At 65.7% G+C, this 26,818-nt stretch carries 19 protein-coding genes and 1 pseudogene; 14 read left to right on the plus strand and 6 right to left on the minus strand.

The window, feature by feature from the left end; genetic code table 11:
* Nucleotides 1-938: 938 nt before the first annotated feature.
* Nucleotides 939-1,604 (minus strand): hypothetical protein, encoded by a 666-nt coding sequence (locus tag MHZ35_RS15370; protein ID WP_239436443.1) that lies wholly within the window; start codon nucleotides 1,602-1,604, stop codon nucleotides 939-941.
* A 675-nt stretch (nucleotides 1,605-2,279) separates the two neighbouring features.
* Between MHZ35_RS15370 and MHZ35_RS15375 the strand changes: the two genes are divergently transcribed.
* From MHZ35_RS15375 to MHZ35_RS15405, 7 genes and pseudogenes are all read left to right on the plus strand, one after another.
* The gene (locus MHZ35_RS15375) at nucleotides 2,280-5,078 is read left to right on the plus strand and encodes a hypothetical protein (protein ID WP_239436444.1); all 2,799 of its coding nucleotides are present in this window, start codon (nucleotides 2,280-2,282) and stop codon (nucleotides 5,076-5,078) included.
* On the plus strand, nucleotides 5,075-5,548 hold the full coding sequence (locus MHZ35_RS15380; protein WP_239436445.1) for a hypothetical protein: 474 nt from the start codon (nucleotides 5,075-5,077) through the stop codon (nucleotides 5,546-5,548). Before MHZ35_RS15375 ends, MHZ35_RS15380 begins: the two co-directional genes overlap by 4 nt.
* An 11-nt stretch (nucleotides 5,549-5,559) precedes the next feature.
* Nucleotides 5,560-6,711, plus strand: coding sequence for a phosphorylase family protein (locus MHZ35_RS15385; RefSeq protein WP_239436446.1), 1,152 nt, complete (start codon nucleotides 5,560-5,562; stop codon nucleotides 6,709-6,711).
* A 489-nt stretch (nucleotides 6,712-7,200) separates the two neighbouring features.
* Nucleotides 7,201-7,575, plus strand: a complete 375-nt coding sequence (gene tnpA / locus MHZ35_RS15390) for an IS66-like element accessory protein TnpA (RefSeq protein WP_239436447.1) — start codon at nucleotides 7,201-7,203, stop codon at nucleotides 7,573-7,575.
* Entirely contained in the window at nucleotides 7,572-7,919 is a 348-nt protein-coding gene (gene tnpB / locus MHZ35_RS15395) for an IS66 family insertion sequence element accessory protein TnpB (RefSeq protein WP_342453535.1), read from the plus strand. The genes tnpA and tnpB overlap by 4 nt, the downstream gene beginning before the upstream one ends.
* A 61-nt stretch (nucleotides 7,920-7,980) precedes the next feature.
* Nucleotides 7,981-9,525: pseudogene (tnpC, locus tag MHZ35_RS15400) on the plus strand (IS66 family transposase).
* Nucleotides 9,522-10,124: a plasmid pRiA4b ORF-3 family protein gene (locus MHZ35_RS15405; RefSeq protein WP_239436448.1), complete on the plus strand. Its 603-nt coding sequence runs from the start codon at nucleotides 9,522-9,524 to the stop codon at nucleotides 10,122-10,124. Before tnpC ends, MHZ35_RS15405 begins: the two are co-directional and overlap by 4 nt.
* 681 nt (nucleotides 10,125-10,805) lie before the next feature.
* On the opposite strand, the gene MHZ35_RS15410 is transcribed toward MHZ35_RS15405, so the two are convergent.
* The gene (locus MHZ35_RS15410; protein WP_239436449.1) at nucleotides 10,806-11,804 is read right to left on the minus strand and encodes a class II aldolase/adducin family protein; all 999 of its coding nucleotides are present in this window, start codon (nucleotides 11,802-11,804) and stop codon (nucleotides 10,806-10,808) included.
* 132 nt (nucleotides 11,805-11,936) lie between these two features.
* Here MHZ35_RS15410 and MHZ35_RS15415 point away from each other — a divergent pair, with 132 nt between their 5' ends.
* From MHZ35_RS15415 to MHZ35_RS15430, 4 genes are read left to right on the plus strand one after another with little or no spacing between them, the layout of a single operon-like run.
* Nucleotides 11,937-12,713, plus strand: a complete 777-nt coding sequence (locus tag MHZ35_RS15415; RefSeq protein ID WP_239436450.1) for a DeoR/GlpR family DNA-binding transcription regulator — start codon at nucleotides 11,937-11,939, stop codon at nucleotides 12,711-12,713.
* The gene (locus MHZ35_RS15420; RefSeq protein ID WP_239436451.1) at nucleotides 12,710-14,071 is read left to right on the plus strand and encodes a hypothetical protein; all 1,362 of its coding nucleotides are present in this window, start codon (nucleotides 12,710-12,712) and stop codon (nucleotides 14,069-14,071) included. The genes MHZ35_RS15415 and MHZ35_RS15420 overlap by 4 nt, the downstream gene beginning before the upstream one ends.
* Nucleotides 14,068-14,901 (plus strand): TIGR01459 family HAD-type hydrolase, encoded by an 834-nt coding sequence (locus MHZ35_RS15425; RefSeq protein ID WP_239436452.1) that lies wholly within the window; start codon nucleotides 14,068-14,070, stop codon nucleotides 14,899-14,901. The genes MHZ35_RS15420 and MHZ35_RS15425 overlap by 4 nt, the downstream gene beginning before the upstream one ends.
* A 27-nt stretch (nucleotides 14,902-14,928) precedes the next feature.
* Nucleotides 14,929-15,654 carry an SDR family oxidoreductase gene (locus tag MHZ35_RS15430; RefSeq protein WP_239436453.1) on the plus strand — a complete coding sequence of 242 codons (726 nt, stop codon included), beginning with the start codon at nucleotides 14,929-14,931 and terminating at the stop codon, nucleotides 15,652-15,654.
* A gap of 18 nt (nucleotides 15,655-15,672) precedes the next feature.
* Here MHZ35_RS15430 and MHZ35_RS15435 read toward each other — a convergent pair whose 3' ends face one another.
* From MHZ35_RS15435 to MHZ35_RS15450, 4 genes are read right to left on the minus strand one after another with little or no spacing between them, the layout of a single operon-like run.
* Nucleotides 15,673-17,106: an alkaline phosphatase family protein gene (locus MHZ35_RS15435; RefSeq protein ID WP_239436454.1), complete on the minus strand. Its 1,434-nt coding sequence runs from the start codon at nucleotides 17,104-17,106 to the stop codon at nucleotides 15,673-15,675.
* A gap of 16 nt (nucleotides 17,107-17,122) precedes the next feature.
* The gene (locus MHZ35_RS15440) at nucleotides 17,123-18,688 is read right to left on the minus strand and encodes an alkaline phosphatase D family protein (RefSeq protein ID WP_239436455.1); all 1,566 of its coding nucleotides are present in this window, start codon (nucleotides 18,686-18,688) and stop codon (nucleotides 17,123-17,125) included.
* 11 nt (nucleotides 18,689-18,699) lie between these two features.
* Nucleotides 18,700-21,366 (minus strand): TonB-dependent receptor, encoded by a 2,667-nt coding sequence (locus MHZ35_RS15445; protein WP_239436456.1) that lies wholly within the window; start codon nucleotides 21,364-21,366, stop codon nucleotides 18,700-18,702.
* Nucleotides 21,363-22,724, minus strand: coding sequence for an FGGY-family carbohydrate kinase (locus tag MHZ35_RS15450; RefSeq protein WP_239436457.1), 1,362 nt, complete (start codon nucleotides 22,722-22,724; stop codon nucleotides 21,363-21,365). Before MHZ35_RS15450 ends, MHZ35_RS15445 begins: the two co-directional genes overlap by 4 nt.
* Before the next feature lie 245 nt (nucleotides 22,725-22,969).
* On the opposite strand from MHZ35_RS15450, the gene MHZ35_RS15455 reads away from it, so the two are divergent.
* The 3 genes from MHZ35_RS15455 to fsa are packed head-to-tail and all read left to right on the plus strand — an operon-like array spanning nucleotide 22,970 to nucleotide 26,351.
* Nucleotides 22,970-24,244 carry an MFS transporter gene (locus tag MHZ35_RS15455; RefSeq protein ID WP_239436458.1) on the plus strand — a complete coding sequence of 425 codons (1,275 nt, stop codon included), beginning with the start codon at nucleotides 22,970-22,972 and terminating at the stop codon, nucleotides 24,242-24,244.
* An 11-nt stretch (nucleotides 24,245-24,255) separates the two neighbouring features.
* Nucleotides 24,256-25,689 carry an FAD-dependent oxidoreductase gene (locus tag MHZ35_RS15460; RefSeq protein WP_239436459.1) on the plus strand — a complete coding sequence of 478 codons (1,434 nt, stop codon included), beginning with the start codon at nucleotides 24,256-24,258 and terminating at the stop codon, nucleotides 25,687-25,689.
* Between the two features lie 8 nt (nucleotides 25,690-25,697).
* On the plus strand, nucleotides 25,698-26,351 hold the full coding sequence (gene fsa / locus MHZ35_RS15465; RefSeq protein WP_239436460.1) for a fructose-6-phosphate aldolase: 654 nt from the start codon (nucleotides 25,698-25,700) through the stop codon (nucleotides 26,349-26,351).
* The last annotated feature ends 467 nt before the right edge of the window (nucleotides 26,352-26,818 follow it).

Consider the following 26,818-nt stretch of genomic DNA (forward strand, 5'->3'; position numbering starts at 1 on the left):
CTCGGCCTCCTTCAGGATGCCGATGATCTGCTCTTCCGTAAACTGCTTCCGCTTCATTCCGTCCGTCCCTTCAAGGGCCGGTCTCTAGTTCCAGGTGGATGAAGAAACGGGGGTCACGTCACCTGCCCTATCGATTCGACACCGTGACCATGCCACGTCGACCGCGGAAGAAGACCCCACCATCGGCTCCGCTGGTTCCGCGCCCCCCGCGCAAGCCTCACCCGGGCGCCTCGTGGCGGCGGAGCAACGGTCGCCCCCGCTTTACCCGGCGCACGTTGGGCCGGATTCTTCGTAAGCGCGATGATCTCTGATCAGGGAACGGGGGGCGGCGGGAGCCGCCCCCACCCTCAACGCCGTGTGCGCCTTTAAACATCGACGTGATCAGCAGATCTCAGTGCCGAGGCGTGTTTGCAGGGGGTCACAAGGCAGCGTGATCACCGACGCCTATGGCGCCCGCCTGCGCACATGGGAGCGCCGCAACCGAGAGCGTGGAGAACCGTGCGATGAGCAAAGGCTAATGGCTGCCTGGGCACGCTACTTCGACATGCACCCCGACCTTGGATACACCACCAGCATCATCCACCAGCGCCGGCACACGCTGACAGCCTGGTCCACCTGCTAACCCTCAACTTTCGCGGGCGTTGCGCCGGTGGTGTCGACGCCTGCTTCCAGGTGAGGACCGGTAGTCGCTATGTCGGGCAACCGTCGTCGGCTGCTGAAACCTATCGCAACATCCCGTCTGCCGAAGCCGAAGATCAGTATCATGCTGCCGGGGGCAGCATCGATATGGCAGCGTGACTCACAAGCCAACGCCTGCAGCAGACCCGGCGCGGTTCGCTTTGTCCAAAATAGCTGTTCGGCCGATGAACAGGGCGAGCACCACGCGTGGCTTTGGCGTGCCGAGGGCTGACAACTGCGTCTCTGAGAAGCGACGGCAATTATTGCGTCCTGAGCGAGGTTCCGCCGTGCTGCCTGCTCTGTGACACGGACGGTGTGGCGCTCGGCGTAGCTTGCTGCGAGCTCCCCTCGACACCTTCTCGAGGAAGGTCGCGGGTTGAAAGGGCAGTCACGGGTTTCGCGGCCGCCTTCGATGCAGGCAGTCCGCGACTTGCCTTGACGACTGGACCTTGCTCCTCGTGAGCGGGTTTTGGCTTGGACGTGCCCACCCGAATGGTGATCGCGGCGCCGACGATGCCCAGAATAGCAACGGCGGCAAATAGGAGCCTGAAGGAGCGCCCAAAGGTCCAGGGCGTCGTCATGGTCGTCCAGCTGGCGTTGTTGGGCAACCTCCGTTCGGCCGTCGTCACGGCCGCCGCCCGAGGGAGCCCAGACTCGAGCGCTACCATGGCGTCCTCGGCGTTCTTCACGAGCTGTCCGCCACGCTGATCCAGCCGCCAAAAAACGAGGGATAGCGCCGCCGCTCCAAGGCCCGCTGCTGCTCCGAGCGGCCACTTCCCCGAACCATCCGCGAGCGTCCACGCCAGACCGGTTAGCGCGAGACCCGCGGATGCGACGAAGAAATTGAACACCGTCATCCGCTGCTCAGCGTGCAGGGCGAAGTAGCGCCAAGCGTGCTCCAGATCACGGCTCTCGTCCTCGGTCATCTCAGCTCCCCCACAGACGGCCTCGTAAACCCGCCTGTGCTTGTGGCAATCGCGGCACGATCCCTAGGCTTATTCCGGTATGTGGCACGAGAAGGTGCCGCGGACCAGCGTCTCGGGCACCTCCTACCTGCAGAGCAGCTCATCGGTGGACGGCATGCGGCCGACCCTGAGGTCGCACTACGCGCGTGGACTCATCTGGCATCCCGAGCCAAGACTCGCATAAGTAACCTAGACCCGCGGGCTGGAGCTTCTATTCTGCACGCGGACAAGGGGCTCGTCGTAAAGGTGCGGTCACCATCGAGACGCGGATTGCGTAGCGTCTATCTCGGCGGGATACGGAGGGTGCGTGCCGTTTAAGAAGCTTGAGGAGCCGGGGCTCGGAGCAACTGAGCCGGAGGCCGTGATGATCGGCCAGTCTTCGCTGCGTCCCTTGATGGGACAGAAGTTCCGCCGCGAGGCTTGGCGGGCCTCGGAGGCTGCTACCGATCGACGCCAAATATGACGGATCCAACTGACCGACGCGGACGTGGCGCAAGGATGCTGCCTGGTGCGCGGGTTCCGCGGGTGTTCAGCCCCACGGCGACGTCTGCCCTGACGCGCATACGCAGCGAGCGTGTCCGCAATCTCGTCCGCGGCGCGCTAGCTCCGGACACGCCAAGGGCATTTCGCGCCACCATGGAGCGTCTCCACCGGGAGTGCGACGCCGCGGACGCGGTAGTGGTGGCCGAGATCTTGAACGGAAGCTTCCTGGCGCGCTACCGCCCGGTCGGCGAGGCATTCCCCACCGACGCCTCGTCCGACGCCGACGCGCCCTATTTCGAGAGCAGCAGCCTCGACGTCGAGCTGGAGGCGCAGCGGCGCCGGCTCGCGCCCGAGAAGGAACGCATCGTCGACGCCGTTGGCCGCCTCTCCGTCCTCAACGAAGCGCTACTCGGGAACAACCACGAGCGGGCCGATCGGGAGATCGGCTCGTTCGTGGAGGATTTCGGTGCGACGCTGACGGTGGCTTGGAAGGCGGCGAGCGCCCGCAGCGCGGGCGACGAGAAGGCAAGGGACTTTGGGCTTCCTGCGCTTGCTCCTTATTGGTCGCCGAAAAGGAGTGTGCTTTCGGCGGCGTTCGAAGACACGACTGATCGCGAAAGGAACTACCTTCAGGCAAGGCGCTCGTTCGTGGGCTTCGCGCGTCGTGCCGCTCTCGACCCAAACGATGCGTCGCTTGTGGTGGACCTGCTGTCACCTCGGCTGACCGATGGCTTCGGCTACGCTCGGCGCCTGCAAGCGTTCGGTCGCCGCGGCGTGGTCGATACAGTCGCGTTCATGTTCCGGCTCAGCCGGATGCTGCGGCGCGACGGCGCCGCTGTCGAGGCGGAACGCGTCCTCGCAGCCCTGCCATCCGAGGTCGTCGAGGAGTGGCACAACTCATTTGGCGACTTGAACCCTTCATCGCTGCAGGACTTCGTGGGACGTGAGGACCAGTTCGCCGATTTGAAATTGTTCGCGCACCTTCCGGCTTGGAGCGAATACGGAAACCTTTACGATCACCGCCTCGCGGTCGAGGAGGCGATTGGCGAGCGCCTCGACGGCATAAAGCCCGCGACGCGGGATCCGTCGGGTTTCGCGGCGCCCCAATCTGACGCGGCCGCGCTGCTTGGGGCCGCTCCGCGCGGGCCGTCGGACGTGGAGGGCGATGGCTTCCATCGCACCGTGGCCCTCGTAGCCTCGGCGTCCGGGGGCACCTTGCTCATCAAGGATGGTGAGGAGCTGGGCAGTCTTCTCGACCGCACGATCGACGTGCCGCACCTACTCTCCGCAGAGGAGATCGAACGCCTCCTCCCGCCGCGGCGTCCGGACGCGCTTTATGAATACTACAGACTTGTGCTCCTGAACGACGCAGACCCGAATTCTACACGCAACCACGCAGTCCGGCGCGCGCTCCAACGAGTGCTGCGGGAAAGGCACGATGGCGATGTTGTCAGCTTCATGCGATCCGTCGACAGCGACCGCGGCCACGTATCCGACCACCTCTACGAGCTGCTCTCCGAGCCGTTCCTAACGTCGCTCTACGAGATTTACGCACACGCCGACGACGTGCTTGAGGCGCAGACCCGCCTGCTCGAGTGGCAGGGTTCACGGCGCAACGACGCCGACGCCATGACGCGGGCACGGTCGCACCGCCTGCTGATCAGGCTCCGCCGCGTCCGAGGGGACATCGAGAGCACGCGCATCTACGTCGATCCGCTCCGGCTTTTCGAGTGGCTGGTCGGCTCACTGTCGGAGGACCTCAAGGCGCTGGCTCCATTTGCCGAGGACATCATCGCGGACGAAGATAGGAGCACTAGTCTCACGGACGCAGTCCGCACCACCGTGCAGCCGAGGGCGAGGCTCCTGCGGCTCATCGACCGAGCCTACCGCGAATTCTGCATGAACAGGGTGCACGGCGCCGCCTCCTTCATCGCTCGCAGGATCAGGCACGGGACGCTCCACGGCCACCTGTCGGTCGAGATTGCCCCGTTAGTCGAACAGGCAGCTGCGGAGTTCGCTGAGAGCGCCCCCGAGTTTGCAGCCTATCTTCGCGGCTGGATGCGCCGCTTCGATGCGGCGGTGCTGGCGATGGCGAGGGACCGGATGCACGTGCGGTCCAAAGAAAAGCCGCGCGGGCTGATTGTCGGAGCTATCGACGATCCCGACAAAAGCCTCGTTGCTAATGCGATTGTGCTTAGGATTGCGACGGCGCTCCGAGAGAGTTCCCAGGTCGTCACGCCAATAGCGATCATCCTCGACGATTGCTGGCTACTCTTTGAGGTGGACCTCAGACGCTCTCGCGAAGCGTTCGAAAAGCTTCGCGCCGACTTCGTGATTGACGTGGGCCAGCGCTTCGCGACCGGACGGCCTGAGGTCGACGCGAGGATGAGCCAGACCATCCTTGAGCTGAACGGCGTGGTCAACCAGCGCTTCGAGACCGCCAAGTCTTGGCTGACCAGGCCAACCAACTTTAGTCCAAGCGCCAGCATGAGCCTTCTCGTCAATGCCGTGATTGACGAGGTCTCGCATCGGCATCAGCTGCGGCCTCCAATCATCGACATCCCGGAAGACGCGGACATCGACCTGATCGGACACCGCTTCCACTTAGTCTACGACGCTCTCTTCGTTCTCGTCGTCAACGCGGCGAAATATAGTCGGCGCGGCACGCGCACGAGGATCGCGGCGCGGCGCGAGGATGAGGACGACCGGTACATTGGGCTCGTGATCGAGATCGCCTCATCAATTGATCCCTCCGAGGCTGACGAGCGCTTCCGACGAATCGAGGAGGAGATGATCGCGGACGTGGATAACGCGATGGACATCGACGAGCAGAGCGGGCTGCGAAAGGTCCGGTGCATCGTGGAGGAAATCGACGAGGTGATCGGTTTCGACTGGCGCCGGAATGGTGACGGCGTCGTTTTCGCCCTGACTATGCGCTATCTGCGCTCGTGACCGGCTCGACATCGGCGGCGCCCGGGCCGCGCGCTGTTCTTCTGATTGAGGACGACGCCTTCAAGCAGAAGGAGCTAGAGGGCGCACTGCTCGAGATGATGCCCGACGCGGAGTTCCGCGTGGGGCGATCCGTGCGTCAGGCATTGTCATTCCTCGCCGAGAGGACCTACGATTTGATTGTCCTCGACATGGCGCTGCCCAGCCACGAAGTCCGACCCGCGGCGGCTCAGCCGATGTCGCAGCCGTCCGGCGGCGTGGAGCTGCTCCTTGAGCTGTCTTACGAGGAGCGCGGAGATCCTGTCATTATCGTGACTCAGCACCCCGAAATAGAGTTCGATGGTCGCCTCTACGCGCTAGGACAGTTTGCCCGCGCCTTCGGCAAGAAGGCTTCCGCAAACCTGCGTGGAGTAATCTACTTCAACGTGCTCGACGGCGGCTGGCGCGCCGAGCTGCAGCGGCTCGTCCGATGAGACGTGTCCGAGTGCTCGTCGTGGAAGATGAGACGGACAAGCGGGATGCCGTTCGGGAGGAGATCCGGGCTTTTTTCGAGGGAGGCGTCGAGATCGAGGAGTGCGCCACCTTTGGACAGGCGGCGCGGAGCCTGTCGAGGTCACAATTCGATCTCGTCGTCACCGACCTCCTCCTCCCGCGTCTGGATGGGCAGGCGCCGATTGACGTGTCGGAGGAGCTGATCGAGCAGTTCGCCGAGAGCGAGCTGAACCGATCGGCAACGGTGGTCGCCGTGTCAAGGTTCGAGGAGGTCGTGGCCCAGCGGCGCGGCGCCTTCACGAGGGCGGGAATACTGCTCATCGGGTACTCGAAAGACGACGCTTGGCGTTCGTGCCTGCGCGTCTGCATGCAGCGCGTGGCTAGCAGGACAGTCTACGACTTCGTCATAGTCTGCGCCCTGGAGCTAGAGCGCACTGCCTTTGAGGCAGTCTCAAGGGAGGACTTTACTGTCGGCGGCTACGTCAGGTTTGCAGGCCTCGACGGCAGGGAGGTGTCGCTCGGCGGCCTCGAAGGCATCTGCGTCCTTCAGCCTCAGATGGGACTGGTCGATGCCGGTATCATCGCCAGCCGCGCGCTGAGCGTGTTCTCCCCGAGGCTGATCTGCATGACCGGCGTGTGTGGCGGCTTCGCGGCACGGGCGCCGATCGGTACGTTAGTTGTATCGGACTTCACTTGGGAGCACCAAGCAGGCAAGCAGCTTCCCAATAGCTTTGAGATCCGAAGCTATCAGGAGAGCATGGGCAACGAGACGCGCATCGTCTTAAGTCAGCTCATTGAGGAGGACCGGTGCCTGCTGCGGCTCGCCTCCAAGCGGCATGAGGTAGCGGTTCCGTCTGTCGAAGCCGTTCTCGGACCCTCGGTGAGCGGCTCTGCGGTGATTGCGTCTGAAAAATACGCCGCTCGGATCGCTGAGCAGCACGGCAAGGTGGCTGCAGTCGACATGGAGGTCTTCGGCATCTATCGCGCGGCCGCCCTGCACGGCTCTCCGGTGGTTTGCTTCGCTGCCAAGACGGTTGTAGACCATGCCGACGAGGCGAAGGGCGCGACGCCGCAGCAGCCCGGCGCAATCCTATCCGCCCGATTTGCGGTGGAGGCCATCCGCCGCCTCTTGCCAGAGGGCTGACGTCCATGCCGGACAGTGGGGAGCCGACCGGCCCTACGCTCCCCCGTTCGGTACCTCCCGCGCCTCATCTCCTTCGATGTTTCGGCCGCGGCGGGCGCCGCCGCCTAGCACCACCTTTGCAGCAGATATGGATGAGAGGCCGATCGTGGGGGGACAGGCAGCACCCTTCGACCGTCCGCCTCTGGGTCTTTGTGGCGGAGGCTGTTGGCTGAACGACGGTCCGCGTTGCTCAGATCGCCCGGCAAAAGCTGAACCTACGACCGGTTCCGGAAGCTTCTAACGTGCCGTAAACGTCGGCTTCAGGTTCTGAGAAGCGCTGAGCTGCTCACATACGTGATCAAAGTCGCCGCCAGCCCCTCCCCGCACCGTAAGCGTGGTCTACGGGCCGCCTTGCCTATTCGGCCGTAGCGGGGATGCTTGTCGTCTTTGACGAGGACGCGGACGGTGCGGGAAGTTTTCGGGTCTGAGACTGGTCATACGAGCGCTCGTATGACTGGTCGCGTAGAGGTGGTTGGCCGGGTGTCGGGCCGGCGGAGCTGGTCGGACGCGGAGAAGCTGGAGATACTGGCCGAGGCGTTCCGGCCGGGCGTGCGGGTCCGTGATGTCATCGCGCGGCGCGAGGTGTCGAGCGGCCTGATCTACACGTGGCGCAAGCAGGCGCGATTGGGCAAGCTGAGCGGGGTCGCGCCCGCGCTGCCGACCTTCGCCGAGGTGCGTGTGGCCGAGGTCGCCGCTCCTGTGCCACAGCCGGCGACGTCCGCGCCGGGCCTCATCTGCATCGAGTTGCCGGGCGGCGTGCGGGTGAGCGTGGACGGCGCGGTGGATGCCGGCGCCCTGGCGCGGGTGCTGTCGGTGCTGAGGTGAGCCCGGCGCCGTTGCCGACGCGGGTGTTCCTGGCCTGCGGCGTGACCGACATGCGCAAGGGGTTCGACGGGCTGGCGGTGCTGGTCCAGCAGGTGCTGACGGAGAACCCGCATTCCGGTGCGCTGTTCGCATTCCGCGGCAAGCGCGGCCATCTGGTCAAGCTGCTGTGGTTCGACGGCCAGGGTTTGTGCCTGTTCTCCAAGCGGCTCGACCGCGGCCGCTTCGTCTGGCCGGTGACGGCCACGGGCACGGTGACACTGACGCCGGCGCAGCTGTCGATGCTGCTGGAGCGCATCGACTGGCGCCGGCCCGAGCGCACGTTCGTGCCGGCGCTGGCGGGCTGAAAACGGCGGTTTTGCATGAGTTCTGCTCGCCCGAGAGAGTGCGATCTGCTATGAATTCTGCGTGTCGGAAGCGCCCGTTTCCCCTGCTGATGCGACCGCGCGGATCGCCGCGCTGGAGGCTTCGCTCGCCCGGGCCAATGCCGCGCTCGCCGCCCGCGACCTGCTCATCGACACGTTGCGCGGGCAGATCGCCCGGTTGCGGCGGATGCAGTTCGGCGCCTCGTCGGAGAAGCTCGGTCGCGAGATCGAGCAGCTCGAACTGGCGCTGGAAGAGCTGGAAACGGAGCGGGATGTTTCCGCAGTTGAGACCGCCGCGCCCGACATGATGCCCCGACCGGCGCCGGTCCGCAGCCTGCCCGGTCACCTGCCGCGTGAGGAGATCATCCACGAGCCCGCGTCCGGCGTCTGCACCTGCCCGGACTGCGGCGGTGCGCTGCGCCGGCTGGGCATGGACGCGCACGAGATGCTCGACATCGTGCCGGTGCGCTGGCGGGTCGTGCGCAACGTCCGTCCCAAATACAGCTGCCGGGCCTGCGAGAAAATCGTCCAGGCACCCGCGCCGGTCAGCGCCGTGGCGCGGGGCAAGGCGACCTTCGCGACGCTGGCGCACGTCGTCGTCGCCAAGTTCGACCACCACCTGCCGCTGTACCGCCAGGCCGAGATGATGGCTGCGCAGGGTCTCGACATCGACCGCTCGACGCTCGCGGGCTGGAGTGGGCAAGCCGCAGCGCTGCTCGACCCGGTGGTCAGCCGCATCCGCGATGCGGTGCTCAAGGCCGACAAGATCCACGCCGATGACACGCCGGTGCCGGTGCTCGATCCCGGCCGGAGCAAGACTGCGACCGGGCGACTATGGGTTTACGCAACCGACGACCGGGCGTCGGGCAGCACGGCGCTGCGCGCGACATGGTATCGCTTCACGCCCGACCGCACCGCTGCACACCCGCTGTCGCATCTCGCCGGCTTCCGCGGCTTTCTCCAGGCTGACGCCTATGCCGGGTATGACGGCCTTTACCGGGGCGGCGCGACCGAGGTGGCGTGCTGGGCCCACTTCCGTCGCAAGGTGTTCGACCTGCACGAGCGTGTCCCCACGCCGCTGAGCACCGACATCCTCGAATAAATCGGCGCGCTCTATGCCGTCGAGGCCGAGGTCCGCGGCCAGCCGCCGGATGCACGCCATCATGCCCGGCAGGAACGAAGCAGACCGCTGGTCGACGCCTTGCGCGAGGTGCTCGACGCCGGCTTACGCCGCCTGTCGCCTAAGTCCGACATGGCCAAGGCCATCGCCTATGGCACCAGGCGCTGGCCGGCGCTGTCCCGCTTCCTCGAAGACGGACGGTTGGAGATCGATAACAACATCGCCGAACGCGCGCTGCGCGGCATCGCTGTCGGTCGCCGCAACTGGTTGTTCGCCGGCTCAAAAGCAGGCGGTGAACGAGCTGCCGCGATCTACACCGTCATCCAGACCTGCAAGGCCAACGGCGTCGACCCGCAAGCCTATATCGCCGACGTCATCGCCAAGGTCGCCGACGACTGGCCCGCAAGCCGATGGGATGAGCTCATGCCGTGGAACTGGTCTCGCGAACCTGTCAGATTGGCGGCATGACTGCCGAAACCGTCGCTCGCCTGCATATCGTCCTCAACGACATCGACCCCGCCATCTGGCGCCGGGTCGACATGCCGGTCACCGCCAGCCTCAAGATGCTCCACGACGTCGTCCAGGCTGCGATGGGCTGGGAGCACTATCATCTCTGGCACTTCGAGGCCGGCGACCGACGCTACGGCGTGCCGGACCCGATGTGGCCCGACAGCGGCATGGCCGCCGCCAAGAACGTGAAGCTCGCCGCCCTCGTCGACCGGGGCGTGCGAGAACTCGCCTACACCTACGACATGGGCGACGACTGGCGGCACACCATCACCATCGAAACGGTTGGTCCAGGCGAGCCGGACGTCAAATACCCACGCTTCGTCGCCGGCGAACGGCGCTGCCCGCCCGAGGATGTCGGTGGCTTGCCCGGATACGAGATGTTCCTGAAGGCCATGGCCGACCCCACCCATGAGGAACACGACCGCCTGCGCGACTGGTATGGCGGCCCTTATAACCCCGACGACATCGACGAACGCTTCACCAGGCGCGCGGTCGCCGCCATCGCCATCCGCCGTCATGCCGGCAAGGTCGCCTACCAGAAGAGCAGGCCGAAATAGCAAGGCGGTCTACCCGCCACGCTTACCCCGCACCCATGACAAATTTGCGCAATCATCATGGCGCGGAACCGCGAGGATTGACCGCTTCTGCCGACAGCTTCGTGGCGGGAACGACCCACAATCGGTCGTTCACGCCAGCTCCGCCGCTACCCGGAAGCGGACACTTGTTCAGGCAGAATACTACGGCCGTGACTGGGCCGTTAGCGGATTGGCAGCTTCCGGCCGACAGGTTGCGCGAAGCGGACACTGGCGTTGCTCGCGAGTCGAGTCGCTAAGACCCGGTTGCGGCCATTCACACTGGCTCGTGTGCTCCTCGAAAGCAGACGTCGATTCAGCTGCTACTTTTCTTATCCTAGTGAACGGAAGTTCTAAGCTGAGACATCAGCAACCAAATCGTCTTTTCGAGGAATGTGACAGTGGATAAAATGGCTTCGACCCAGCATGATTCTTTTCAGCGAGAACGGACGTCCGCTTGTCAGCCTTAACCAACCAGTTTTTGGATTGGCCCCTTTCAGAATTGTCAATCGTCAATTTAATCGACGGTAAATGGTTGGCGCAAAACAGCCCTCTGCGGTCCCACAAAATCTCGACGTCACCTCATTGAGATACGTAGAGTTGAATGACGAGATGGCGTAACTGCATCTGAAAGCTGGTCGCTCAAAAAACTTGTATCAATTGTCTTTAATTCGCCGCCATCATGCGGCGATAACGCTCTGCGTCCCAGTCGAGCAACTCCGCGACATCGTGGTTATTAAGCACGTTGATCACATCGTCAGCAGTTATCCGCGCCAGCACATCGGCGAGACATCGCAGCATCGCATCGGCACCGTGAGGCGCGCACGAACTGACCGCGACGCCTCGTCCGCGAATTAGCAGCCACGTTGGTCGCGGGTCTTTCTCGCTTGCGTTCGCGGTATAGCGTCGAAACTGTGTAATGTCGTCAATTATGAGCGGCCTACCCAGGAAGACGACGTGGTCAGGATATAAGGCGCCCCGCTCCGCCAGAGCCGTGCTGACGGGATCAGTAGCGACGGCGTGAGCAATCGGATCGGTCGGAGGGCGATAGCCGGGCGCGTCGATGTCAAATGTGACGGCGTGCGTTGGCCGCGCAGGCAACCGCAACCGTTCGACAACGTCTCGCAGCAGAGCATGTGCCGCGGCCACGTCGGCGGCGGCAACGACGAGGCCGTGGTTGGCCAAGATTAGAATGTCGACCGGCGAATGCCGCGTCGCCGTAACGACCGCATCGGTCAGCGGCTGGCCGGGCCGACGATACGGGACGAAAGCCCATCGCACTCCACCCAATCGTTCCGCCAGCCGCGCTTCCGCATCCGCCTGCACCGCGAAGGCTATCGCATCGACACTGTGGACATGCGCCACGACGGTCTGAGGCAGGGCGGCATGCATGGATGTCTCAATCGATGGGCGGAGATCGCTTTTGAGCATGTCTTCGGCAACGAAGCCCCCGCCGGGTTGCGGATGCAAGGCGACGGGGACCATGATCTGATCGTTAAGGGCATCGGCAAGCCACGTTCCCGACGCCTTGATCCACATCGTCGACTCCGACTTGATGGAGACGTTGCCACCGGCACCCTGAACCAGCGTCGTGTCGGCACCGATTTCGACGGCGAAGCGGCGCAGCGCTTGTAGGTCGTGCGCTAGCCTTGCTTCGGTCGTCATCAGTGTCCTCCGTCTGGCCAGATCCATGTCGTTGTGAGCGTACTACATCATGCATTGACGCAATGCGATCATTTGTTCTATCGATCTACACGGCGGGTCGTGGCTCGCCCATGTCGCGGGGGAGGGAGGCAGGTGAACGATTCGGTACGACACGAGCGCATTCTCGAACTGCTCCGTGAATCTCCGTTCGCTTCCGCTCGCAATCTTTCGGAACGACTGTCGGTATCGGTCGCCACCGTCCGCCGCGACATTGACAAGCTCGACGAACAGGGCCGTGCCCGCAAGGTCTACGGCGGGATTTCCGCGATCGACGGTGCGATCGCGCACGGCGTGTTCGCTCGGACCTATGTCGAGAGCAGCGATATCGCGATCGCGGCGAAGGAAGCTATCGCCGCCGAGGCGGCTACGATGGTGCAAGAGGGCGACGCGGTGATCGTCCATGGCGGTTCGACCTGCTTCCGGCTGGGCGAGCGGATCGCGCGGCGCACCATCCGCCTGTGCACCAATTCGATGCCGCTGGCCGCGATGCTGGGCGAAAGCGGCACCTGCGCGCTGACTGTCGCCGGGGGCGAGCTCCACCGCGAGCCGCGGATCCTCCACGGCGCCCCGGCCGCACCCTTCTACGCGTCGAAATTCTTCCTGAGCGCGCAAGGGGTCAGCGAGCGCGGGCTGCTCGAATCGCATCCCTTGCTGGTCGACGCCGCCGGCCGGTTCGCCGAGAGCGCCGATCGCATCGTCGCGCTGATCGACAGTTCGAAATTCGCGGTCGGTGCGCGGCAATTGTCGCTGCCCTGGTCGCGGATCGATACGCTCATCACCGACGACGGGTTGGCCGACGAACATCGCGAGATGGTCGAGGGCAAGGGCGTTGACATCCGCATCGTTCGAACGAGGGCCGGCGAGGCGTGAGCATCGCCGTCCTCGATTTCGGCAAGACCAATGCGAAGCTGCTCGTGGTCACCCGGGACGGCGCGGTCGCTTTCGAACGCCGAGCGCGACCGATGTGGCACCTCGTGGACGGCTTGCACGTGCTCGACGACGCCGCGCTCGGCGCCTGGGCGATGGAGGCGCTGGACGCGGCCGAGATCGCGTCCCCGGGCACGATCGACGGGGTGATGGTCTCGACCCACGGCTGCACCTTCGCGCTGACGGACGAGACGGGGCTGGTCCGCCCGATCCTCGACTACGAACAGGAATTGCCCGGCGACCTCGCCGAGGCGGTCGACGCCGCGCTGCCGCCCTATGCCGAGACGTTCGCCCCGCCGCGTCCGCAGGGGTTCAACTATGGCCGGCATCTGCTGTGGCTCCAGCGGCTCCAGCCCGACGCGGTCGATCGCGCCACAGCGATCCTCGGCTATCCACAATATTGGAGCTGGCGGCTCGGCGGGCGGCAGGTGGCCGAGCCCACCTATATGGGCTGCCATTCGCATATCTGGGCGCCGGCGCGGGGCGACTTCGCCTCGATCGTCGATGGCGAAGGCTGGCGCGGCAAGATGCCGGCTTTCGCACGCGCGGGCGAGATCATCGGCAGCGTCACGCTCGGCGGGCGATCGGTCGCGGTCCACAACGGCGTCCACGACAGTAACGCCGCGCTCGCGGCCTATCGGTCGCTCGGGCTCGATCGGTTCACCCTAATCTCGACCGGGACCTGGGTGATCGTGTTCAATCCCGATTGCCCGCTGGACGCGCTCAGCCTCGCCGACGACATGTATTGCAACGTCGACGTCGACGGTCGCGCGGTGCCGACGATCGGCTTCATGGGCGGGCGTGAGTTCGATGCGATCGCGGGCGCGACCGATCGCCCGGTCGACCGAGCCGCGATCCAGCGGGCGATCGATGCCGGGCACGTCGCCCTGCCCGCCTTCGCCGCGGCGGGGCCGTTCGGCGGGCGGCCCGGCAAGGTCACTCCCCAAGATGCCGACCCGGCTACGCGCGCGGCGATCGCGATGCTCTACATCGCGCTAATGACTGACTATTGCCTCGACACGATCCGGTCGGACACGCCGATCGTCATCGACGGCGGGCTGACTACCGGCGGAGTCCTAGCCGAGCTGATCGCGCAGCTGCGCCCGGCCCAGCCGGTATCGGAAGGCGCGATCCGTGAAGGGAGCGCGGCGGGGGCCGCGGTGCTCGCCTTCGCCGCCCACGGCACGACGATGGCCCTGCCGCCGCCGGTACCCGTTGCGGCGAGCGCCTATCCCGGGCTCAACGCCTATCGCCGGGCGTGGCGCGACGCCCTCCTCTCGCTCGGGCAGGACGCGGCGTGACCCCGCCGCGGTTGATCGCCGGACTGCGCGACGTCGCCTCGGACCATGACGCGTTCTTGGTCGACCAGTTCGGCGTTCTCCACGACGGCACCGCCCCCTACCCCGGCGCCGTCGATACGCTGCTGGCGCTGCGCGACGCGGGGAAGCTGGTGATAGTCCTTTCCAACTCGGGCAAGCGCGCCGCGCAGAACGCCACACGGCTCGAGCGGCTGGGTTTTCCGAGCGACGCATGGACGCAGGTGCTGACGTCGGGTGAGGTCGCCTGGTCGATCCTGGCAGAGGCGCCGCAGTCGCGCAGACGCTGCCTGCTGCTCGCGCGCGACGGCGATCGCTCGGCGATCGGCGGCCTGCCGATCGACCTCGCCGACGGCGGCGGCGATTGCGACGTCGTGCTGATCGCCGCGAGCGAAGGCGATCGCTGGTCGCTCGCGGATTACGAGGTGCTGCTGGCCCCCGCGGCGGCACGCAGGGTGCCGGCCTATTGCACCAACCCCGATCGCCACATGTTGACCCCGGTCGGGCTTCGCTTCGGGGCGGGGCAGGTCGCCGAACTCTACGAGCGGCTGGGCGGCATGGTTAGCTGGATCGGCAAGCCCTATCCCGAAATCTACGCCGCCGCGCGGCGGTTGCTCGGCGACGTGGCGCCGGCACGCATCCTGTGCGTCGGCGACAGCGTCGAGCACGATGTCGCCGGTGCGGCGGGCGCGGGGCTCGCGAGTTGCCTGGTCCGCTCGGGCATCCATGTCGACGCCGACGATACCGCGCTCGCCGCGCTGTACGACGCCACCGGCGCGACACCCCAATTTCTCGCTCCCGCTTTCCGGTGGTGAGCGTCACGACAGGATGAGGAGACGGAGATGACAGGCATATCGCTTGACGGAAAGATCGCGGCGATCACCGGCGGCGCGTCGGGGATCGGGCTAGAGGCGGCGCAGGCGCTGGTCGAGGCGGGCGCGATCGTCCATCTGTTCGACCGCGACGAGGAAGCGCTCAAGACCGCCTGCGACGAGATCGGCGCGACGCCGGTTGCGGTCGACCTGTTCGACTATGCCGCCGTCGACGCCGCCGTCGCCGACATCGTCGCGCGTCACGGCCGGTTCGACATCCTCTACGCCAACGCCGGCGCCTATGTCGGCGGCAAGGTTTGGGAGGGCGACGCGTCCAACTGGGACATGATGCTCAACCTCAACATCAACGCGACCTTCCGGTCGGTCCGCGCGGTGCTGCCGGCGATGATGGCGCAGGGATCAGGCGACGTCATCTTGACGAGCTCGATCGCCGGCGCGGTCCCGGTCGTGGCCGAGCCCATCTACACGGCGTCGAAACACGCGGTGCAGGCGTTCGTGCATACCGTACGCCGCCAGGTCGCGCCGTCTGGCGTCCGCGTCGCAGCCGTGCTGCCGGGTCCGGTCCACACGCCCTTGCTGAAGGACTGGGACCCCGAGCGGCTCCGCAAGGAGATTGACGCCGGTGCGCTGATGGAACCGCGCGACGTCGCCGAAGCGGTGCTGTTCATGCTGACGCGGCGCAAGGGCGTGATCGTCCGCGACCTCGTCATTCTGCCGCACAGCTTCGATATCTGAAGCAGCGCAAGTGCGCCGTCAGACAGTGCGCTTGCGGCCGCCTTTCTCCTGCGTTGGCATCGCCTGATCAGCGCCAGGGATCGCCGGCAGCGGCAGCGTCTTGGCCGAGCGGCGCGCGAGGTGAAGCAGCCCGCTGGTGCTCGGCAACACCGGCGGCGGCGCCGGACGCTGGCCGAAACGGAACGCCGCGGTCAGGTCGCCGAAGGTCCGCCGCCGCCAGTCGGAGATGTTCGGCTCGCGCACGCCGGTCACCTGCTCGAGCAGCTGCAGCACCGAGGTGTGATCGAACGGCTGGCTGCAGACCCAGCCGCCCGCGGTCCACGGCGACACGATGATGCACGGCACGCGGAAGCCCCCGCCGACGGGCACGCCGCCGACAAACTCGCCCGCCGTGCCCGGCGGCGGCACCGGCGGCGCGACGTGATCGAACAGACCGTCGTTCTCGTCATAGTTGAGGATGAACGCGGTCTTTGCCCAGACGTCGGGATTTGCCGCGATCGCGTCGAGCTTGCTAGCAATGAATTCGGCACCCGCCGCCGGCATCGAATTGGCGGGATGCTCTGATCCCTCGTTCGTCGGGTGTAGCCACGTCACAGTCGCGAGCTTGTCGTGCAGCGCGTCATATTCGAACTCGCCGTCGGTCGCCGAAGGCATCCCCTTGACGCGCAGCGGCGATCCCGGGGCTGCGTTCATGAAGTTGCGGAACACGCGCAGCACGTTGAACCCAGTGCCGTTGTCGGCGCCCTGATAGACTTTCCAGTTGACGCCGGCCGCTTCGAGCCGCTCGGCATAGGTTGTCCAGGTCAGCCCCTCCGCGGGCGTCTTCTGCGAGATCTGCGGCTCGCCGTGGCGACCGTCGGCGTCAATCGTCCCGCTCAACCAGTAGAAGCGGTTGGGCCGGGTCGAGCCGAGCACCGAGCAGTGATAGCCGTCGCAGATCGTGAATGCCTCGGCGAGCGCATAGTGGAACGGGATGTCCTCGCGCCGGAAATAGCCCATCGTATAGGGGCCCTCGGCGCCATCGGCGGCGCGGTGGGCAGGCAGCCAATTGTCCATCCGCCCGCCGTTCCAGGCGTCATGCTGCACCTTCCAACTATGTCCGGTCGACGGCAGCGCCTGCGCGCTGGTCGAAAAGGTGTCGAGGTGGAACGGCAGCGTATAGCCGAGCGGGTTCTGCGGATCGGGCTGGTGGAACACGCTGCGCCCACCCGGCAGGGTCATCGCGCGCGGATCACCGAATCCGCGCACGCCGGACATCGCGCCGAAATAATGATCGAACGAGCGGTTCTCGAGCATCAGCATGACGACATGCTTGATGTCCTTGAGCGAGCCGGCGCGTCGCGGGCCCTGCGCCATCAACCGCTGGACGTTGGGCGGCATCAGGCCCGCGGCCGCGGACAGCGCGGCGGCCTGGGTCGCCCCTTGGAGCAGGCGGCGGCGGGTGACGATCACGACGGCCTCCTAATGATCAGTCGCGGTGCAGCGCGGCGCGATCGGGAAAGACCGCGAAGCGGGCGAGCGTCGAGAGCGTGCCGCCCTGCTGCGACACGCGGTCAACGACTTTGACGTCGGTCTGCCAGCGTTTGGCAGTGATGTCGAACAGCTGATAGCCGCGCTGGTCGGCGAACAGCGCGACATGCGGATTGTTGGCGAGAAGCGTGTCGAGGTCCTTGACCGGCCCGCCATCGCCGTTGGTCGAGATCGAGGTGGCGAGGAACTCGACCGCCGCCATCTCGCCGTCGAGCGCATCCTCGCGAACGGGCAGCGTGCCTGCGAAATGCTTGTGATAGTCGCCCGAGGCGATGACGACGTTCGACAGCCGGTGGTTCCGGATCGATGAGATCAGCCGCTCGCGTGCGGGCCGATAGCCGTCCCAGGTATCGGTTGCGAGATTGGGTGTCGTCTCGCCGGGCTTGCGGCGATCGAACGGCATGGTCAGGATCTGCTGCGCGATCAGGTTCCAGCGCGCGCCGCCGCCCAGCCCTTGGTCGAGCCATCTCTCCTGGCCCGCACCGAGCACCGTCGCGCCGTCATGCGCGGCCGGCGTACAGGGCTTGCGCTTGCCGTCGTCGCACACCTGGTCGCTGCGATAGCTGCGGGTATCGAGCAGGTGGACGCGCAGCAGCGATCCATAGTCGAGCCGGCGATAGGCGAGCATGTTCTCGAACCGCGGGAACTGCGCCGCTCGCACCGGCATGTGTTCGTACCACGCCTGCATCGCGGCGAAGCGACGCAGCCTGAATACCTCGGGCGGGGTCTTCCATTCGTCGATGTCGCCGACCCAGTTGTTGTCGACCTCGTGGTCGTCGAACGTCGACAGGAATGCCGCGGCGCGGTGCGCGGCCTGAAGATCGGGGTCGGTCTTGTATTGGGCGTAGCGACGGCGATAATCGTCGAGCGAGTAAATCTCGTCGCCGATATGCTCGCGGACGCACGATGGCTTGTCGTCGACTTTCGGGCAGACGCGCTGAGCCCAATGTTCGTAGATATAGTCGCCGTAATGGAAAACCGCGTCGAGGTCGGCTTCCTCGGCAAGATGGCGATAGGCGGTGTAGAAGCCGCCCTCCCAATGCTGGCATCCGGCGACAGCGATCCGCAGCCCGTCGGCCGGCGCACCCGCCGGCGGTGCGGTCCGCACGGTTCCGGGCGCGCTCTGGTAACCGGCGGCGCGGAAGCGGTACCAATAGGTTCGCGCAGGCTTCAGCCCGGCAACCTCGACATGGACGCTGTGGCCGAGTTCGGGACGCGCGAACGCCTCCCCCGACTGTGCGATCCGGGTGAAGCGCGCGTCCTCTGCCACCTCCCACGCGACCGGCACCGCCACCATCGGCATGCCGCCGCCGCGGTCGAACGGCGTCGGCGCGAGCCGGGTCCACAGCACGAAACCGTCGGGCCAGGGATCGCCCGAGGCGACCCCCAGCGTGAACGGATCGTCCTTCAGCCCGGCCGCCCACAGCCCGGTGTGCGACAGGCCGGTGAGGAGAACGAGGCTCCCGGCCGACTGGACGAGCGCGCGGCGGTCGATCTGAAGCATCACGCGCCCCGTTAGAACCGGACGACGACGTCGGCGGCGAACGTCCGCGGCCGCGTCAGTTCGTAGCGCCGCATCGCATAGGGGCCGACATAGACTTGGCGCACCGGCTCCTCGAGGATGTTGTTCGCCTGGAGCTTGAGCAGGACGTTCTTCGTCACGCCCACGCGCAGCGACGCGTCGAGCTGTTCGCGACCCTCCAGCCAATAGGTCGTTAAGGCATTCGCGCCGAGCGAGATCGGACTGCGGCTCTTCCAGTTATAGGCGATCCGGAACTCGCCGTTGGCCGGCAGGCGGTAGAAGACGCCGGCGTTGACGAGCCAATTGGCCTGAAATTGCAGCGCGTCGAGATCGACGAACGCGCCGCCCGACACATAGCGCGAATCCGCCCACATGCGGGTCAGGTTGAACGACATTCCGACCTTGTCGCGCAGGAAGCCGGGAAGCCGCGGAATGCGGTCGGTGACGATCTGGAATTCGAGACCGCGCATTGTCGCTGAGGACGCGTTGTTCGGTTGCGAGACGAGGTAGGTGACGCCGTCGATCACCTGCTCCGACGACGTCGTATAGATGTCATCCTTGATGGTCTTGTAGAAGCCGCCGAACGAGATGAGGCCGCCCTGGTCGAAGAAATATTCGGCGGCCAGGTCGAAATTGTCCGATCGCCGCGGCCGCAGGTCCGGATTGCCGCGCGAGATCGTCAGGTTCTGGACGTTGCGCGATTCGGCGCGCGCGATGTCGCCGAAGGCGGGGCGCCCGAGCGTGCGGCTGTAGCCGGCCTTTAGCCGGATCGCGTCGCTGAAGGCGTTGGTCACGAGCAGCGACGGCAGGAAGTGGCGATAGCCGCCGGTCTTGCGCGCGAAGGTGCCGTTGTAGACGCCGCCGACGGCGACGGGCGAATCGGCCTTGAAACGGACGTCGTCGTACCGGACGCCTGCTGTCACGCGAAGCCCGCCCGTCGCATACATGCCCGACACGTAACCGGCCGCCACCCGCTCGCGGTAGCCATAGTCGTCGGAGAAGGCGGAGTTGTTGGTGGCAGTCTGATTGACCGCCAGCGTTGGCTTCACCGTCTGCTGGAACCCGGCATAGTCGATCCAGATCACCGGATACTCGTACATGTACGAACTGATGTCGGGCACGAAGCCGAGCGCGCCGAGCGGGCTGTTGTTGCTGGTGTAGGTGACGAGCCCCGAATCGCGGACCGCCTTCACCTGGCGAACGTCCGCCCCGACTGCAAAGCCGAAGCCTTCGGAATTGAACGCGTAGTTGCGCTTGTAGTCGATCCGGCCTTCGAGCGAGCGCATCCGCGCGTTGACGGTCAGGTCAGATGCGGCAAGCAGGCGGTAGTTGGCGATGTTGATTAGATCGGCGTTGTTGTCGATCGAGATCCGGTCCGACAGCTCGGTCATGTCATAGGTGATGAAGGAATTGGGCGGGTTGTACGCGTAGGCGGCGTTGAGATCGAGGTCGTAGAAGGTGTTGCGGAGATACCCGGCACGGACCTGAAGCGAAGACCCATCCTCGAAATCTTTCACGACCTTGCCGATCGCGCCGCGGGTCTCGTTCTCGAACCGGTCGTAGTCGTAGGACGGACGCGTCCGCCCGATCTTCAGCCGCGCGACCTCGGGGCTCAGGCGGACCAAGTTAGTGTAGTTTTCGACCAAGAACTGGTTGAATGTCTGATCCTCGACCTGCTTGTAGTAATAGCCGAGGATCGACATTTCGAGGCCCGGCGCCGGGCTGTATTCGAACTGGGCGGAGCCGCCCAGCGTCCGGGTGTAATGGGTGTAGTCCATCGGCCGGACCAGCGACGGCAACGGATGCAGTCCGTCCCAGTTCGACAGGTCGGTTCGCGCAACGGCCCCGGTCGATGTGTAGAAGACGCGTCCGTTGGCGTTGCGCTTGGTATAGTCGAAGTTGCGCTCGCGGTAGACGCCGCTCAGGACGAAGCCGAACTGGTTGTCGCTGCCGAACTTCTTTGCCCACATGCTTTTCAACGCAACGCCGAGCGGGCGGTCGCGATAGTTGCCGAGGCTGTTGCTGCCGGGCACGTATTTCCCATAGCCCGTCTGCAGGATCGCCTGCGCGTCGATGTAGAACGTGTCCTTGTCGTTCAGCGCGCTGCGCGGAACGATGTTGGTCGCGCCGCCGATCGCGCCCGAATCGAGATCGGAGGTGAACGTTTTATAGACCTCCGTCGTGCGCGAGATCTGTGTCGGGATCAGGTTGAGGTCGACCCGGCGCAGGCCGTCGCCGTCGTTGGCGCTCGAGAACATCGCCAGTCCGTCGAACGAGGTGTAGTTCAGATCCGGCGAGATTCCGCGGACCGATACATAGGCGGCTTCCTGCTCGCCGTAGAGCGTCTGCACCGAGCTGACGCCGGGAACACGGATCAGCGCCTCGGCCAGCGTCTCGTCGGCCAGGTCGCCGGTGTCGTCCTGCGTCAGCGTGTCGACGACACCCAGCGCCTGGCGTCGGTTCTGCACCGCCTCCTGATTGCGAAAGGCGCTGCCGATGACCACGACGTCGCCACCCTCGTCTTCGGACCCGGCCGCGGTGTCCTCGGCGGCTTCGGTCGATGCCGCCGGCGGTGTGGACTGCTGCGCCCGTGCCGGCAGCGAGGCGAACGCCGCCACCACCGTGGCGACCGCGGTGCCGTACAAAAATCGATTGGTCATGCTTCCCCCCTGATCTTCGGGACCCCTACGGGCGCTTCTTGCCGGTTTGATCTCACGTGCGGGTCGATCTGATTACGATCCGACCCGGTGCGTGATGGCGTGATGGCGAGCAGCGCTAGACGTGCCGCCCCGGCGGCGGCCTCGTGCGACCGAGCCGGCAGAAACGGCACCGCCAGCGTCCGCTGGCGCATGGCGGTCCAAATCGGATTGCCGGCGCCGCCGCCGACGCTGTGGACAGAACGCAGCGCGGGGGCGCCCAGCGCCTGAAGACGGGCGTACCCCTGCGCCTCGATCGCGGCTATTCCGGCGAGTAGTTCGTGCAGGAAATCGGTCTCGCTTGTCGGACGTGGCGACAGACGCGGCGACTTTCCGGGATCGGCGACCGGAAATCGCTCGCCCTTCGCGAGCAGCGGATAATAGTCGAGGCGCGCCGCGCGATCGGGATCGATCCGGCTGGACAGCGCCGTCAACTGATCGGCGCCGAAATAGGCGGCGAGGACGCGTCCGCCGGTGTTCGACGCGCCGCCCACCAGCCAGCCGCCGGCGATGCGGTGGCTGTAGATACCGTGTTCGGGCGAGACGATCGGACGATCCGACAGTAGCTTGAGCGTCAGCGACGAGCCGAGCACGGTCACGCCGTCGCCGATGTCCTTGGCGCCGGTCGCGAGGAAGGACGCGCATCCGTCGGTCGTGCCGGCGACGATCCGAACGTCGTCGGACAGGCCGAAGCGCGTGGCGAGGCTTCGCCGGATCGGACCGACCACGGTGCCTGCAGGTACCACGTCGGGAAGCAGGTCCGGTCGGATGCCGCTTGCGTATATCCAGTCGCCCCAGCGCCGCGCGACGGCGTCATACCCGGTTTTGAGCGCGTTGTTCTCGTCGCTGACTGTCCAGCACCCCGACAGCCGCCCGGCCATCCAGTCGGCCTGGTGCAGCACATGCGCCACGCCGGGCGCCCCTTGCAGAAGCAGCGCCTTGGCCAGTCCCGAGGTCACACCGTGCGCCGCGGTGTCGGCTGGCGCGATGGCGGCGATGCGGTCTAGCACGTCGGTATCGGCCACGGCGTCGTCGTACATTAGTGGCGCAGCCACCGGCGTCCCTGCCGCGTCGACGGCCAGCACGCTGCCCGACGTGCCGTCGACTGCGATGGCGCGCACCGCGTTGCGATCGACCGTAGCCAGGGCAGCATGCATCGCGGTGTCGGCAAGCCGCCCCCATCCGATCGGGTCGCGCGGGTCGACAGCGTGATCGGCGAACGCCTGCCCCTCCGACGCGACCGCGTCGCCGTCCTGGTCGAGCACGACGCAGCGCACCCCGGACGTTCCGATGTCGATGCCGAGGGCCAGCGTCCCGGTCACGCCGCCACCCCCGGCGCACGGCGCCGCAGATCACGCAGATTTGGACACGAATCGCTCAACGCTGGCCTCCCCTTACACGAACTAGCGTCGCTTTGTGACGCATCTGCTACAACGATACCGCAAAACGACGCAAGCTATGATTGCAAACGGTCATATTATGATTTAGTACGATCAGCGATAGTCAGGGTAACGGCAGCGCGCTAGGCACGTCGGACCGCGGTCGGATTCGGAATAGGAGGGGTCGGATGACAAGCGCACGTCGCTCGGACGCATTCGCGCTATGCGCCGATCGCCGTCGCTGGGTCATCGTCGCGGTGATCTTCGTCGCGATGGTCTTCAATTACCTCGACCGCCAGATCGTCGCGATACTGAAGCCGGTACTGAAGAGCGAATTCGCGCTCGACGACGCGGGCTACGCGGTTCTCCTAAACCTGTTCACGGTCTGCTACGCGGTGATGTACCCGGTCAGCGGATGGCTGGTCGATCGCTTCGGCCCGCGGCTGGTGCTCGGGGTCGGCGTCATCGGCTGGTCGCTTGCCTGCATCGGTGGCGGCCTCGCACGGACGATCGGTGTATTCGGCGGCTTCCGTGCGATGCTCGGCCTGGCCGAGCCGACCAACTATCCCTCACAGTTGAAGGTGGTCGCGATCTGGTTTCCGGCGCGGTTGCGCGCGACCGCCAACAGCCTGTGCGTGGCGGGCGGGTCGATCGGTGCGATCATCGCGCCCCCGACGATCGCATGGCTGGCGATCGCGCACGGCTGGCGTTCGGTATTTCTCGTCTCGGGCGCGATCGGTCTGCTGATCTCCCTGGTCTGGTTCCTGGTCTATCGCGACCCCCCTGCCGAAGTTGTCGAGGAGGTTCGCGCGTCCGCGCCGCAGGCGTTCAGCGATACGCGCTACAGCTGGGGTCAGCTCTGGCGGACGCGCAGTCTGTGGGGCATCCTGCTCATCCGCTTCGTCAGCGATCCGGTCTGGTACTTCTGCCTCTTCTGGCTCCCCGGCTATCTTCAGGAGGATTCGGGTCTTACGCTCCTGCAAGTAGGCATGGTCGGCTGGATTCCATTCCTTGCCGCCGACCTGGGCAGTATCGCTTCTGCCGCCTGGTCGGACCGGATGGTCCGTCGCGGCGTCTCTCCGCTGCTCGCCCGCAAGCGGATGCTGACGGCGGTCGGCCTGCTCGCGCCCCTGTGCGTGCTGACGCCCTACCTTCCGAACGCCGCGGCGACCCTGATCGTGTTCAGCCTTGTCGCCGTCGCTGCGCTCAGCTGGCTTTTCACGCTGAGCGTCGTGATCGCGGAGGCGTTTCCCGTCGGCAACGCCGCAAGCGTCCTCGGCATCGCCGGTGGTTTCGGCGCGGCGGGCGCGGTGGTGTTTAACTATTTCGTCGGCCAGCTGATCGGCAGCGTCGGCGCAGCGCAGATCTTCCTCGTCATGGCCTTCCTCCACCCCATCGCCATTGCCATCCTGTGGACGATGGTGCGCGAGGAACGCACTCAATCCCGACCCGCTTCGCAATAGAGAGAGCCATCATGTCGCAATCCCATCCCGGCCTGATTCAGGAGCCTGCGCGCACCATTCCCGTCTCGGCCAACTACGACGTGCTGGTCGTCGGCGGCGGCCCGTCGGGGCTGACAGCGGCGCTGGCCGCGGCGGAGGACGGCCTGAACGTCGGGCTCATCGAAAGCCGCAGCTTCCTGGGCGGCAACATGACGATCGGGCTGCCCGTACTCGGCTTCCTGGGGCAGAAGGGCAACCAGATCATCGACGGCCTGCCGCAGAAGTTCATCGAACGGCTGCGCACCGAGCGCGACGGCGCGAGCGAACACCGCCCCTGCCCGCTCCACATGGGCATCACCCTGGTCGAGCCCGAGGCGGTCAAGACCGTCGCGCTCGAGATGCTGACCGAAGCCGGGGTCGATGTGCTGTTCTACACCTTCCTGGCCGAGACCATCGTCGAGAACGGCGCAATCCAGGGCGTCATCACCGAAAGCAAGTCGGGCCGCAGCGCGATCCTGGCAAAGGTCGTTATCGATTGCACCGGCGACGCCGACGTCGCGTACAAGGCGGGTGTCCCGACCGAGAAGGGCAATTCGGACGGCGGCATGCAGCCTCCGACGCTGATGTTCTGCCTGGCGGGCGTCGATACCGACCGGCTGCGGATGACGATCGCCGATGCGCCGCCTGCGGCGCGGACCTACCTCACCGACTTCATCCCAGCGGAATATTTCGGCCAGAACCAGCAGTTCATCGTCGTCGGCCTGCGCGAACTGATCGCCCAGGCGCGCGAGGAACGCGGGCTCGAGATCCCCAACGAGCGGACGATCATCATCACCGGGCTCAAGAAGGGCGAGGTTTGGATCAACATGACCCGCGTCAAGGGCACCGACGGTACCGACGCGCGCAGCCTGACCGAGGGCGAGATCGAGGGCCGACGCCAGATCGACGACATAGTCACCTATCTCATCAACTATGTCGCCGGCTTCGAGAACGCCTATTTTACCAAGACCGCGCCGTTCCTGGGTATCCGGGAGACACGCCGGATCGTCGGCGACTATGTGCTCGACCAGGACGACGTCCTGTCCTGCCGCCATTTTGACGACGCGATCGCGGTCGCGAGCTATCCGATCGACATCCACCGGCCCGGCGATGACGACTGCACCCTGATCTGGTGCGGCGACTGCTACGACATCCCCTACCGATCGCTCGTGCCCAAGAATGTCGACAACCTGCTCGTCGCTGGCCGCAGCATCTCGGCGACGCACGAGGCGATGGGCGCGATCCGCGTCATGGCGACCTGCATGGCGATGGGCGAAGCGGCGGGCCGCGCCGCGAAGATTTCCGTTCGCGGCAATCGATCGCCGGCGGAGATCGATGTCGGCGAGTTGCGGCGCCAGCAGCTCGAACGCGGGGTCTATCTGCGCAATGCCGACGGATCGCGCATGACGCTCGCCGAGGCGGCGTAAGTCAAACGATGAAATTCTTCGTCGACACCGCCGACACCGCCGACATCCGCGACCTTGCTGAATCGGGGCTGGTCGACGGGGTCACCACCAATCCGTCGCTGATCCACAAGGCGGGCCGCGACTTCCTGGAGGTGGTGCGCGAGATCTGCGCGATCACGCCGGGACCGGTCTCGGCGGAGGTCGTGGCGCTCGATCACGCCGGCATGATGCGCGAGGCGGACATCCTGCGGAAGATCGCCGACAATGTCGCGGTGAAGGTGCCGTTGACGATCGACGGCCTCAAGACCTGCAAGGCGCTGAGCGAAGAAGGCACGATGGTGAACGTGACGCTGTGCTTCTCGGCCAATCAGGCGCTGCTGGCGGCCAAAGCGGGGGCGACGTTCGTGTCGCCGTTCGTCGGGCGGCACGACGACATCGGCTTCGACGGCATGCAGCTCATCAGCGACATCAGGCTGATCTACGACAATTACGACTTCGCCACCGAGATCCTGGTGGCGAGCGTTCGCCATCCGATCCATGTGCTCGAATCGGCGAAGCTGGGCGCCGACGTAATGACCGCGCCGCCTGCGGTGATCCGCCAGCTGGTCAAGCATCCGCTGACCGACAAGGGGATCGAGGGCTTCCTGGCCGACTGGGCGAAGAGCGGGCAAAGCATCGGCTGAGCCGCCCAAGCGACCGGTTTACGGTATTCCTGCGATAGGTCCGAATGACTGCTAGAGGCTGTGACCGGGCGCTTCGGTGGGCGACGATCGAGTGCAGCTATCGGCTTGAGGTCGCCCAAGAGCTGTCCGGCAGCAACCCACCCGATAGCAGACGCAAGCTCGTCGTCTCAGGCTACGGCGGCTTTCGGGACCATCAGTCATCCAGCTGAACGGCCGCTCTTAGGGCGCGTAGCTGCCGCCGTATTCCAGATGAACGAACGGCTGATATCGCCACGACGCTGCCTAAAGCGGACGGGCCGATTTCCACCCATTCAACCACCTTTGACTTTTTCTCGTCGGTGTATTATGTCCGTCGTCAGAACATTCGGCACAACTCGCGGCGTAGATTAGCGGAGTGCGGACCTCGTCAGGGGGTTGATGTTAGGCGGCGAACTTGCGGTGCTGCAAGCGCCGATGTTCGATGGTCT

Source organism: Sphingomonas sp. ACRSK, from assembly GCF_022346685.1.
Lineage (GTDB): Bacteria > Pseudomonadota > Alphaproteobacteria > Sphingomonadales > Sphingomonadaceae > Sphingomonas > Sphingomonas molluscorum.

What these genes read in the sequence shown, in the direction of transcription:
- MHZ35_RS15370 (WP_239436443.1), bottom strand. Translation starts at nt 1,604, where the DNA reads ATGACCGAGGACGAGAGCCGTGATCTGGAGCACGCTTGGCGCTACTTC.
- MHZ35_RS15375 (WP_239436444.1), top strand. Translation starts at nt 2,280, where the DNA reads ATGGAGCGTCTCCACCGGGAGTGCGACGCCGCGGACGCGGTAGTGGTG.
- tnpA (WP_239436447.1), top strand. Translation starts at nt 7,201, where the DNA reads ATGACTGGTCGCGTAGAGGTGGTTGGCCGGGTGTCGGGCCGGCGGAGC.
- MHZ35_RS15405 (WP_239436448.1), top strand. Translation starts at nt 9,522, where the DNA reads ATGACTGCCGAAACCGTCGCTCGCCTGCATATCGTCCTCAACGACATC.
- MHZ35_RS15410 (WP_239436449.1), bottom strand. Translation starts at nt 11,804, where the DNA reads ATGACGACCGAAGCAAGGCTAGCGCACGACCTACAAGCGCTGCGCCGC.
- MHZ35_RS15430 (WP_239436453.1), top strand. Translation starts at nt 14,929, where the DNA reads ATGACAGGCATATCGCTTGACGGAAAGATCGCGGCGATCACCGGCGGC.
- MHZ35_RS15440 (WP_239436455.1), bottom strand. Translation starts at nt 18,688, where the DNA reads ATGCTTCAGATCGACCGCCGCGCGCTCGTCCAGTCGGCCGGGAGCCTC.
- MHZ35_RS15445 (WP_239436456.1), bottom strand. Translation starts at nt 21,366, where the DNA reads ATGACCAATCGATTTTTGTACGGCACCGCGGTCGCCACGGTGGTGGCG.
- MHZ35_RS15455 (WP_239436458.1), top strand. Translation starts at nt 22,970, where the DNA reads ATGACAAGCGCACGTCGCTCGGACGCATTCGCGCTATGCGCCGATCGC.
- MHZ35_RS15460 (WP_239436459.1), top strand. Translation starts at nt 24,256, where the DNA reads ATGTCGCAATCCCATCCCGGCCTGATTCAGGAGCCTGCGCGCACCATT.
- fsa (WP_239436460.1), top strand. Translation starts at nt 25,698, where the DNA reads ATGAAATTCTTCGTCGACACCGCCGACACCGCCGACATCCGCGACCTT.